This window comes from Actinoplanes sp. NPDC051411 (assembly GCF_040682075.1).
Lineage (GTDB): Bacteria > Actinomycetota > Actinomycetes > Mycobacteriales > Micromonosporaceae > Actinoplanes.
On sequence record NZ_JBFBAD010000216.1, the window covers coordinates 468 to 11,772 of the forward strand.

General features: G+C 70.6%; 9 protein-coding genes and 1 pseudogene. All 10 read right to left on the bottom strand.

The genetic code is table 11. The features are described 5' to 3' along the window. Positions 1–188: 188 nt before the first annotated feature. A complete protein-coding gene (locus AB0M88_RS51140; RefSeq protein WP_364115254.1) occupies positions 189–698 on the bottom strand; it encodes a DUF402 domain-containing protein in 510 nt (169 codons plus the stop codon). A gap of 644 nt (positions 699–1,342) precedes the next feature. Beyond that, positions 1,343–1,729: a DUF3040 domain-containing protein gene (locus AB0M88_RS51145; protein WP_364115256.1), complete on the bottom strand. Its 387-nt coding sequence runs from the start codon at positions 1,727–1,729 to the stop codon at positions 1,343–1,345. 104 nt (positions 1,730–1,833) lie between these two features. Beyond that, positions 1,834–3,129, bottom strand: a complete 1,296-nt coding sequence (gene dinB, locus AB0M88_RS51150; protein WP_364115258.1) for a DNA polymerase IV — start codon at positions 3,127–3,129, stop codon at positions 1,834–1,836. 129 nt (positions 3,130–3,258) lie between these two features. Next, the gene (locus AB0M88_RS51155) at positions 3,259–4,191 is read right to left on the bottom strand and encodes a 5'-nucleotidase (protein WP_364115260.1); all 933 of its coding nucleotides are present in this window, start codon (positions 4,189–4,191) and stop codon (positions 3,259–3,261) included. Between the two features lie 60 nt (positions 4,192–4,251). After that, positions 4,252–4,848: a methyltransferase domain-containing protein gene (locus AB0M88_RS51160; protein WP_364115262.1), complete on the bottom strand. Its 597-nt coding sequence runs from the start codon at positions 4,846–4,848 to the stop codon at positions 4,252–4,254. A gap of 164 nt (positions 4,849–5,012) precedes the next feature. After that, positions 5,013–6,188, bottom strand: a complete 1,176-nt coding sequence (locus AB0M88_RS51165) for a nucleotide pyrophosphatase/phosphodiesterase family protein (RefSeq protein WP_364115264.1) — start codon at positions 6,186–6,188, stop codon at positions 5,013–5,015. After that, complete coding sequence (locus AB0M88_RS51170) at positions 6,188–6,937, bottom strand: methyltransferase domain-containing protein (protein WP_364115266.1); 750 nt, start codon at positions 6,935–6,937, stop codon at positions 6,188–6,190. The genes AB0M88_RS51165 and AB0M88_RS51170 overlap by 1 nt, the downstream gene beginning before the upstream one ends. Before the next feature lie 26 nt (positions 6,938–6,963). Beyond that, positions 6,964–7,296: an SSI family serine proteinase inhibitor gene (locus AB0M88_RS51175; protein WP_364115268.1), complete on the bottom strand. Its 333-nt coding sequence runs from the start codon at positions 7,294–7,296 to the stop codon at positions 6,964–6,966. Between the two features lie 32 nt (positions 7,297–7,328). Further along, positions 7,329–10,724 carry an error-prone DNA polymerase gene (locus AB0M88_RS51180; protein ID WP_364115270.1) on the bottom strand — a complete coding sequence of 1,132 codons (3,396 nt, stop codon included), beginning with the start codon at positions 10,722–10,724 and terminating at the stop codon, positions 7,329–7,331. Positions 10,725–10,738: 14 nt separating this feature from the next. Then, positions 10,739–11,305 (bottom strand): annotated as a pseudogene (locus AB0M88_RS51185) (DNA polymerase Y family protein); the annotation flags it as partial.

The following is an 11,305-nucleotide window of genomic DNA, read 5'->3' on the forward strand; positions in this document are numbered from 1 at the left end:
GACCCTCCTGCTGCCGCCTCGGCAGACCCTCCTGCTGCCGCCTCGGCAGACCCTCCTGCTGCCGCCTCGGCAGACCCTCCTGCTGCCGCCTCGGCAGACCCTCCTGCTGCCGCCTCGGCGGACGGCTCCTGCTGCGGCCTTGGCGGACGGCTCCTGCTGCCGCTTTGGCGGACGCTTGTGGTTGCCGCTTAGCTGCCGTTCTTGCTGGCGCCGAAGCGGGCGAGCCAGTCGTGGCCGGCGCGGTCGAAGGGCTCGGTGGCGGCGGTGACGCGGGCGACCAGGTCGTCGGCGGCGGCCCGGGCCCGGGCGATCACCTCGGTCGGATAGCCCAGAAGCACCTGATGCTCGGCGAACTCGTCCTCGTCGACCAGCAGGACCCGGCCGTCGCGCTTGCGGATCACGTCGAGATCGAGGTCGACGGCCTCGATGATGTCGCCGTTGCGGACCGGGCGGGTGGTGACATCTACGTATATCTCGGTATCACTCGCCGCGTGCCAGGTCGCGATCCACTCCCCCACGTCGGGCACCAGCATCACGTAGTCGTGCGGCCGCAGAATCGGCTCCTCGTCACCGCGCTGGAAGAGCGTGCCCTCGGCGCCACCCAGCCACCATCCGTGACGGTCGGTCCCGAGCGGCACGACCGGGTAGTGCCAGTGCGGCTTCCCGCCCCACTTCGTGAACCGCATCTCGATGCTCATCCCCGCTCACCTTTCCCGGAGGTCGTAACGCTCACCCGGGTCTGAGTGAGCGATCGGTAGAGCTCGGACCGGATCGGCAGACCTCGGCATCGCAGCCGCACTGAGCGGAGATCGCTGCCCGGTCCGTCGCCCGGCCGAGATCGCGGCTAAGGCGCGATTGTCCGCTCTCGACAGATCGCCGCGGTGGAATGTCACACATCAACCGGCCGCACTCAGCCGAATTCCCATCACGCCGCCCGTCGGCCAGCCACACGCAGCCGAACACCACCCGTCGGCCGGTGGTCGCACGCACCTGAGCTGTCGCCGCATCACACGCCAGGCTGGTCGCGAGCCTGACTCCGACACACCACGACTGGTCGCACACAGGCAGGTTTCGCGCCGCACCACGCGCCGGGCTGGGCGTACGCGTAAGAATTCCGGCACACCACGGGGCCGGACACAAACAGCAAATTTCCCGCCGCGACACTTCGGTCGGCCAGCCGCCGCTGAATTCGCGCCTTGCCAATCTGGGCGAAGCCCGCGAATAGCCCGATATGGGGCAGGCACCGGGGAGGGCAAGCACAAAATGGCGATGGCGGCCCGTCGGGCCGCCCTTCACCGGAGGCCGGCCCAGTGGGGTGGGGCCGGCGGGGTGGGGGTCGGGGTCAGCGGTGACCTTCGGGCCGCTGGCGCCAGCGGTCCTCCAGACGGTCGATGAAGCCGGCCTTGCGGGTCTGGCGGGTGCGGCGCGTGGCAGTGCCACCCACCGCGTGCAGGTCGGGTGCGTGGCCCTTGCGCCGGGACTGCAGCGCGAACGCCGCGGAGCCGAGCATGACCACGAAACCGGCGACGCCGAGCAGGGTGTTGCTGCTCACCGTGCCGTAGACGACCAGTGCCAGACCAAGGATGATCACGAAGGCGGCGACCAGCAGCCGGCGCCGTGCATGGAAACGCGGGTCGTTGGCCCGCACGGCCGAGGCGAACTTAGGATCCTCGGCCAGCGACCGTTCGATCTGATCGAACAGTCGCTGCTCGTGCTCCGAGAGCGGCACGGCATTCCTCCCCGGGCGCGTGTCCGGTCCCTCTGATCGGGGGTCCGGCGGTGAAACTTAGGTAAGTGGCGCGGGACAGCCGTCGGCTGCCTTACCGAGCAAGTCTACGAGGGGGTTGGCGGGTCGGAAAGCGGGACGACCGTCGAGTAGGGGTGATTTTCGGTCCGCCGGAGATCGCTTCGTCCCAAAAGACTGGCCGGACCGACGCTTGCGCGGCCGAATCGGGCGGCCACGGCGTCGGCCGCGGCCTCGGCCTCGCGCCAGCCGCGCTCGGGTTCGCCCAGGGTGAGCTGCCGGGATGTGGTGGCGGCCGAGGTGAGGCCCTCGACGCGTACGCCGATGAGCCGGATCTGCTCGGTCGGGCCGAGCGCCCGGAACAGCGCCCACGACGTCTCGAAGATCTCGCGTGCCACATCGGTGCTGGCCGAATTCGTGCGGGAGCGGTTGACCGTGCGGAAGTCGGCCATCCGCACCTTGATCGAGACGGTGCGGCCGACGTTGCCGGAGGCGCGCAGCCGGGCCCCGACCTTCTCGGCCAGGGCCAGCAGGCTGCGCCGGAGCAGGGCGGGATCGGACACGTCGGTGTCAAAGGTCATCTCGGCACTGATCGACTTCTCGACCTGCTCGGGCTCGACCCCGCGCGGGTCGCGCCCCCAGGACAGCTCGTGCAGGTGGGCCGCCGACGCGTCGCCGACCGCCCGGCGCAGCATGCCCCACGGAGCGCTGGCCAGTTCGCCGACCGTGTGGAGACCGAGGCGGTGCAGCGTCTCGGCGGCCCGCTCCCCCACGCCCCAGAGCGCCTCGACCGGCAGCGGGTGCAGAAAGTCGAGGACCAGCGCCGCCGGCACCACGATCATGCCGTCGGGCTTGGCCCGGGTCGACCCGAGCTTGGCCACGAACTTGGTCGGCGCCACCCCGACCGAACAGCTCAGGCCCAGCTCGGCGACCATGCGCGCCCGGATGCGGGCGGCGATCTCGGCCGGACGCCCGAGCAGCCGCTGCGCGCCGGCGACGTCGAGGAACGCCTCGTCGACCGAGAGCGGCTCGACCAGCGGGGTCACGTCACGGAAGACCCGCATCGCGGCCTGTGACGCCTCGGCGACCTTGGCCCCGTCGACCGGCAGGAAGACGCCGCGCGGGCACAGCGCCCGGGCGCGCGCCATCGGCATCGCGCTGCGCACCCCGAAGGGCCGCGCCTCGTAACTCGCCGAGCTGACCACGCCACGCGGCCCGAGGCCACCGACGATGACCGGCTTGCCACGCAGCTCGGGCCGGGCGCGGACCTCGATCGAGGCGAAGAACGCATCCATGTCGACGTGCAGGATCGTGCAGCCCGCGTCGTCGGCTTCCGGCCCGAAACGCGGGTCACGTCCCTTGGGAACCACCTGGCTGCGACCCACACCAGCAGGTTAACCAGACCCCCTGACAAAAAAGGGCCCCGGGCGGGTCACGGATGACGCCCGAGCACGAAGCGGTCACCAGAGATCGATCTCGGCGCAGACGACTGCTCCGTCGCTGGACGGAGCACGTCACGCTTCAGGCAATGGCTGACTATTCACAATTCCGAAGGGCACATGGACGCTGGGTGCGACCTGAGACGTAGAGATCAGGTGTCCCTGCTGATCATCGAAGAATATGTGCGGTTTGAGGACGCCGATGACGGCGCCCTTGTCGATGCCGCCGAGGAAGAAGGCGTCATTGACCGTGACTCCCCACGCCTTGAGGCTGGCGACAGCGCGCTGATGGGACGGTGCGTTTCGAGCCGTGACGATGGAGACGTGCAGTCGAATCCGGTAGGTCGGATCGGAGGCTCGTTTCGCCTCTTCCCGCCGCTGGATCTTGTTGACCTGCTTCAGAAAGTCATGCAGCGGACCGGGCGAATGCGGCGTCACCGCGTTTGCCGTTTCATGGGCATGGAAGCTGTCGAGCCCTTCGGCCTGCATGACCCGCTCTGACGCGTCGTCGGCAAGGACACCGTCGAAGTCGAAGGCGATCCGAAGGTCGGAGTCGCCGTCGTCCTCCGTGTAGTTGGACGGAAGAACCTGGCCGGCCGGCAGGTTGCGGGCCATCGCCTCGTTCACGTCAGTCGGATTGGCCGACAGAAAGAGCGACATGTGCAGGACCGGCATGAATTTGTAGGGCGACTTGCCCTGCATGAAAATGGCCCGGGTGATGGGAAGCCCATGATGTTCGACCGACTTCATCACCCTCAGGCCCGTGTCCGGGTCATTCCGCGAAAGAATGATCACCTCGACCAGCGGGTCACCCTCGCTGCTCAGGTCGTTGAGTGAGAGCAGTCGCCTGATAAAGGGGAATGCGACGCCAGGGTCGAGCGGAATCTCCAGGTTTTCTTCCTGATATCGACGGTATTCCTCCTCGCCTTGATCACGGAATACCTGATCGGAGGCCGCAAGATCGAAGAGGGCACTGGAGGCGATGCCGATGACCAGTCGGTTCTCCAAGCTATATGGCAACGCGTGACCCTCTGATTCCTCTGATATGCGAGCAACCCCGGTTGATCATCATAGGCCGGAGCGCCGGGCCAGGAGCAGCAGCTCGTTGCCGTTCCCGCCCGGTTCCCACACCGCGGTGGTCACGTCGAAGCCCGCCTCCTCCACGGAGGGCCGGAGCGAGGTGTCATAACTGCTGCCCACACTGCCCCCGCCGGGAAGCACGGCGTGCTCCGTAACGCCCAGGGCCAGCGTGCCGCCCGGGCGCAGCAGGTCGTGGACGACGGTGAGCGACGTCGGCAGCGGCTGCCACAGTTGTACGTTGTTGACCGCGCAGACCGCGTCGACGCTGGCGGGCGGCAGGGTCAGGGAGTTTGCGGTCGCGTCGAGCAGGCGTACCCGGTCGCTGACGCGTCGCGTGCGGGACGCGGCCTGGGCCCGCATCGCCGGGGCCGGTTCGGCCCCGATGACCTGGCCGTTCGGCAGGGACTGGGCCAGCAGCAGGAGGCCCACGCCCGGGCCGGGACCGATTTCGATGACGGTTTCGTCGCCGCGCAGGTTGAGGGCGGCGATGGTGCGCCGGGTCAAGGTGGCGTTCTGGCGGGCCATCATCCGGCCGACGAGGCGCCCGAGGAGGCCTCGCGGCCGGGCGAACTGACTGTCGATCACGCGCCAAGTCTGGCACCGACCGCCGCGCAAAGCCGACCCGTCAGCGGGCGATCAACAGCGCGGTCGGCACCTCAGCGGGCGATCAACAGCGCGGTCGGCACCTCAACGGGCGATCAACAGCGCGGTCGCCACCTCAACGGGCGATCAACAGCGCGGTCGCCACCTCAACGGGCGATCAACAGCGGGATCTGCATTTCCGCGGCCGTCAACGCACCGTGATAGGCCACGAGCGTGTTCACGCTCGGCGGTTCCCACCCACTGGCCAGTGACACCGTGCGCTCCCGGCAGATCACGACCACCTCCCCGATGCGGCCGACGTGCGACGCGGGCACCGGGCCGTAGAACCCCTCGTCGATCGCCTGCTCGCGGCTCACCACCGCGGCCTGATCGCCGAAGACGGTCCGCCACGCGGCGATCACGTCGTCCCGGGCACCGGAAGCCACGTAGAGGTAGCGGACCCGCGGCTCTCCCGCGACCCCGATCACCCCCGACGACAGTTCCGGCATCAGACCCATGTCTATGCGGGAGGTGGCCGGCACGTTCAGCTGGCCGTGGTCGGCGATCACCAGGAGGGCGGATCGCGGCGGCAGTGAATGGACGACCCGGTCGAGCAGGGTGTCGACGCCGGCGGCCGCCGCGCGCCACTGCGGTGAGTCGACCCCGTGGCCGTGGCCGGCGCTGTCGAGGTCGGGGTGGTAGGCGTACACCAAAGCGGGCGAAGGCCCGGCCGTAAGGGCCTCGACCAGCCCTTTTGCCACCTGCTCGCCGGTCGAGGCCGGGATGATCGGCGCCCCGCGGTTCATCGCGACCGTGAGTCCCGTGCCCTCGAACTCGGGTTTGGTCACCGCCGCCGTGCGGACGCCCGCGGCCGCCGCCTGCTCGAACCGGGTCGGCAGCGGCTGCCACTCGCGCGGGTCCGGCTCTTTGCCCCAGTGGATGTGGGTGAGGTTGTGGCCGTCCGGCTGCCGCACCGTGAAGCCGAGGATGCCGTGCGCGCCGGGCGGCACGCCGGTGCCGAGCGTGGCCAGGCTGACCGGCGTCGTCGAGGGGAAACTCGCGGTGAGGAAGCCGGCGTCGGCCGACATGTCGGCCAGGGTCGGGGCGTACGCGGCGGCGACCGGAAGTTGATGGAACCCGAGCCCGTCGACGAGCAGCACACCGACGCGTTCGACGCCGTCGAGCCGTGAGCGCAGCCCGAGGACGTCGGTTGTCCCGGGCACGCCGAGCAGCGCGTTCACGCTCGGCAGCACGTCGGCGAGGCTGCCGGTGCCGTAGGCGGGGTTCACCGGAAGCAGCGCCGACGCGGGCAGGTGGTCGTCGGGAACGATCGGCAGGCTCATCAACGAGGCTTGCGGGCGAAGAGATGCAGTTGGGAGGCGATGTCGCGGAACGGCGGCCGGGCGGCGAGCGCGAGTTCGAGGTCGAGCACGGCCTGCGGGTCTTCTTCGAGCACGGCGGCGGGAAGGAGGTCGGCCAGGACGCGTACGCCGTGGGTCTCCACCACCTCGAGCCCCGCCGACCGCAGGAGTTCCGCCGCCGTTTCGGCGTCGTATCGGCGCCGCAGGGTGTCCCGGGCGCCGGCGCGGCCGTCCGGATCGGTGACCACCGCCGAGGCCGACCGCAGGTGGCCGTTGATCGCCCGGCCGAGGATCGCCGCCGCCCGGCTCGCGACGAGCAGGCTGACCGCTCCGCCCGGGCGCAGCGCGGCGGAGATGGCCGCGACCACCCCGGCCGGTTCGTCGACGACTTCGAGCACCGCGTGGCAGAGCACCAGGTCGGCGGTGCCCGGCTCGACCAGGGCGGCCAGCGCGTCGCCGTCGCCCTGCACCGCGCGCACGCGGTCGGCGACGCCCGCGTCGGCGGCCCGCCGGGTCAGCGCGGCGAGCGCGTCGGGGCTGGCGTCGACCACGGTGACCTGGTGGCCGGCCTCGGCCAGCGGCACGGCGAAGCCGCCGGTGCCGCCGCCCACGTCGAGCACGGTCAGTGACTGGTCCGGGTGCCGGTCGAGCTCGCGGCGCAGCACCGCCCAGACGGCCGCGGTGCGAGCGGTGAGCTGGGGCCGGGCCGTTCGCGTCGATGTGGAGTCCACCCGGGCAGCGTAGCGGGCGGGGGCGTTCAGAACTTGAACAGAACGCCGGTCGCCCGGGTCATCTCGCAGCTGTTGCCGTATTGGTGCGTCCACTTCACGGGAGCGCCCCGCCATGTCCCGGCGATCCGGGCGGTGACCGGCTGCCACAGCATCACGCACATGACCTGGGCCGGTTTGATCTTGGCCGGGTCGGCGCCGGTGCGGCGCAGGACCGCGCAGGCCTGGGCCGCCTCGGGGTGGTCGCCTGCGGTCGGGTTGCAGGCCAGCCGGACCGTCTGGGCGGCATAGGTGAGCGTCAGGTGTGACTGTGCCGGCGCCGGGTTGAACAGAAGCGCCGCGGCGATGAGTGTTCGGATCATGATGGCCCCCTAACCCGTATAATAGCCGCGAATCACCGAAAATCGCGTGAAGCCGGCGTCACCGGCGGGGTGATCGCCTCGAGGCGGTCGGCGACGAGGTTGAGCACCCCCTCCGCCTTCTCCAGTCGGCCGCGCACCAGCAGCGCTGAACTGGTCCGGGCCACCCGCCGATATTTCTGCCACAGCCCGGGCGAGCAGGTCACGTTCAGCATCCCGGTCTCGTCCTCCAGGTTCACGAACGTCACCCCGCCCGCGGTGGCCGGCCGCTGCCGGTGGGTGACGATCCCGCCGACCCGGATCCGGGTGCCCGCCTTCACCCCCGGCAGCCGCTCGATCGGCAGCGCCCCCGCCCGTTCCAGCTGCTTGCGGATGAACTGGGCCGGATGCCGGTCCGGCGACAGGCCGGTCGCCCACACGTCCGCGACCAGCCGGTCCACCTCACTCATCCCGGGCAGCATCGGCGCGTCGGTCCCGGTCACCGTGCCCGGCAGACGGTCCGGTTTGTCCTGCGCGGCCGCTCCCGCCGCCCAGAGCGCCTCACGGCGCGAAAGACCGAACCCGGCGAACGCGTCTGCCGTCGCCAGCGCTTCCAGATGTACGGCGGTGCATCCCGTACGCCGCGCCAGGTCAGCCATGCTGCGGTAGTCCCCGCCGGCCTTGCGCTCCTGTTCGATCCGCTGCGCCAGGTCGTCGCCGATCGTGCGGATGCGGGACAGCCCCTGGCGTACGGCCGGGCCGCCAAGCCCCCAGGCTTGCGGCCTCTCCTTCTCCCCGGCCTTCTCCTTCGTCTCCGGGGTGATCTCCAGGGTCGCCGCGGCGTCGCTCAGGTTGATGTCGGGCCGCCGCACCTCGACCCCGTGCCGCCGGGCGTCGTCGACCAGCGACTGCGGCGAGTAGAACCCCATCGGCTGCGCGTTGAGCAGCGCCGCGCAGAACGCCGCCGGGTGGTAGCGCTTGAGCCACGCGCTGACATAGACCAGGTACGCGAAGCTGATCGCGTGGCTCTCCGGGAAGCCGTAGCTGGCGAACGCGCACAGCTTCACGTAGAGGTCTTCGGCCAGTTCGCCGGTGATGCCGTTGGCCGCCATCCCCTCGTAGAGCCGGTCCCGCATCTCCCGCATCTTCTCGATCGACCGCTTCGAACCCATCGCCCGCCGCAGCTTGTCGGCCTCCAGCGGGGTGAACCCGGCCGAATCCATCGCCAGCTGCATGAGCTGTTCCTGAAAGAGGGGTACGCCGAGGGTCTTCGCCAGCGCGCGTTCCATCGTCGGATGCGGCATCTCCCACTTCTCGAGGCCGTTCTTGCGCCGGATGTACGGATGCACCGAGCCGCCCTGGATCGGGCCCGGCCGGATCAGCGCGACCTCGACGACCAGGTCGTAGAACACGACCGGCTTCAACCGGGGCAGCGTCGCCATCTGGGCCCGGCTCTCGACCTGGAACACCCCGACCGAGTCGGCCGCCTGCAGCATCCGGTAGACCTCGGCGTCGTTCGGCCGGATGTTCGTGAAGTCGAGCCGGTCGTGGATCATGTCGAACGCGTAGTGCAGCGCCGACAGCATGCCCAGGCCGAGCAGGTCGAACTTGACCAGGTTGACCGCGGCACAGTCGTCCTTGTCCCACTGCAGCACGGTGCGGCCGGGCATCCGGCCCCACTCGACCGGGCACACCTCGGACACCGGCCGGTCACAGATCACCATGCCGCCGGAGTGGATGCCCAGATGCCGCGGGAAGTCCTGCACGGTGTTGGCGAACTCGACGACCTGCTCCGGGATGTCCTCCACGTCAACCGTCGCGACGCTGCCCCACCGGTCGATCTGCTTGCTCCAGGCGTCCTGCTGCCCCGGCGAGAACCCGAACGCCTTGGCCATGTCCCGCACCGCCGACCGCGGCCGGTACGAGATCACGTTGGCGACCTGGGCGGTGTGCCGGCGGCCGTGCTTCTCGTAGACGTACTGGATGACCTCCTCCCGCCGGTCCGACTCGATGTCGACGTCGATGTCCGGCGGGCCGTCCCGTTCCGGGGCCAGGAACCGCTCGAAGACCAGGTCGTACTCGAACGCGTCCACATTGGTGATGTAGAGCGCGTAGCAGACCGCCGAGTTCGCCGCCGAACCCCGCCCCTGGCAGTAGATGTCGTTCTCCCGGCAGAACCGGACGATGTCGTAGACGACCAGGAAGTAGCCGGGAAAGTCGAGATTCTCGATCATGTCGAGCTCGTACCTGAGCTTCTCGTAGACCTCCGGCACCTCCTCGGGCAGGCCGTAACGCTCCCGGGCCCCGCGCATCGTCAGCTCCCGCAGCCAGCTCATCTCGGTGTGCCCGCCCTCGGGGATCGGGAAGGCGGGCAGCTGCGGGGCGACCAGCTGCAGGTCGAAGGCGAGCTCGGCGCCCAGCTCGTGCGCGTTGGCCACCACACCCGGATAACCGGCGAACCGGCGCGCCATCTCGGCCCCGCTGCGCAGATGGGCGGTGCCGGCCGCGGGCAGCCAGCCGTCGATCTCGTCCAGGCTGCGCCGGGCCCGCACGGCGGCGAGCGCGGTGGCGAGCCTCCGATCGGACGGCCTCGCGTAGTGCACGTTGTTGGTGGCGACCGCCCGCAGGCCGCGCCGGCCGGCGAGGGCGAAGAGGGCATCGTTGCGGTCCTCGTCGTACGGATTACCGTGATCGGTCAACTCGACCACCACCCGGTCCTCGCCGAACAGGTCGACCAGCCGGTCCAGCTCCCACATCGCCGGGCCGAGCCCGCCGGTGGCCAGCGCCTGCGGCACGATCCCCTTACGGCAGCCGGTCAGCACGGTGCCCCGGCCACCCAGCTCCCGGGCAACCTCCTCCAGGCTGGTGTAGTCGGGCTTACCCTTCTCGGCGCCGGCCAACTGGCCGTTGGCGATCGTCCGGCCCAGCGCGGCGTACCCCTCAGGACCGTTCGCCAGGACCAGCAGATGTCGCCCCTCGGGGTCGGGTTCGCCGTTCTGCGGCCTGCTCAGGCCGAGCGAAAGCTCGGCGCCGAAAATCGTCGGCAGATGAAGCTCCCCGGCCGCCTCGGAAAACCGGACCACACCGTAGAAGCCGTCGTGATCGGTGACGGCGAGCCCGCTCAGGCCCAGCCGGGTCGCCTCCTCGGCCAGATCGCGGGGATGACTGGCCCCGTCGAGAAAGCTGAAGTTGGTGTGACAGTGCAGCTCGGCGTAGGGAACGGTGGGCTCCTCCGGCCGCACCAGCGCGGGCGCCTCATAGGGCTTCCGCTTCCGGCTCCAGGCCGGCGAATCCCCGCCGTCGGCGTCGACGGCGAGCGGATCCACGCTGTAGGGCGCGGTGTCCGGTGTGCCGATCCGGTGGGCGTCGTCGCCGGGCGGCGGCACCGGCTTCCGGCCGGAGAGCATGTTCTCCAGATCGGACCAGGGCACCTTCGGGTTATTGAAGCCCACCGCGGCCCTCCCGTTCAGTCATAGACCGCCTCCACCGCCCAGTGGCCACCGACCAGCGAGACCAGCAAGGCCCTCCCGTCGGCCAGCGTCATCTGAAAACGCGCGCGGCGCCGGGACTCGCCGGGCGCCCACCACCGCTCGTCGACCGGCCACGGCCCGGTCCAGCCGGTGACCTCGACCGGGCGGCCACGCTCGACCACGAGGGCGGCGGGCGGGGCGGTGAGTTCAAGGCGGGCGCTGACCCCGACCGGGAAGCCGGCTTCGTCGAGCACCACCGCCCCGAGCGGGCGAGGCAGCACGACCGCGGGTTGCGGCCGGGGCAGGCGCCCGGGCCAGGGCGGGAGCGCCGGGGGACGCTTCGCCGGCCGCCCCTTTCCCGGCTTCCCTTCGGCGCCCGGCCACGTTTCCGTACGGCCGGCGGCTGCCCGGTCCTCATCCGGCCGCCCTTTGTCCGCGTAGGCCGGGGCGGCCCGCGCCTCGCCCGCGTGGCTCTCGGCTTTCGCCGGTTCCCGGTCGGCCTCCAACGGCTGAGGGGGCGTGGCCCGCACAAGCGACAACTGCGCAGACGCCGAGCGCCCGGC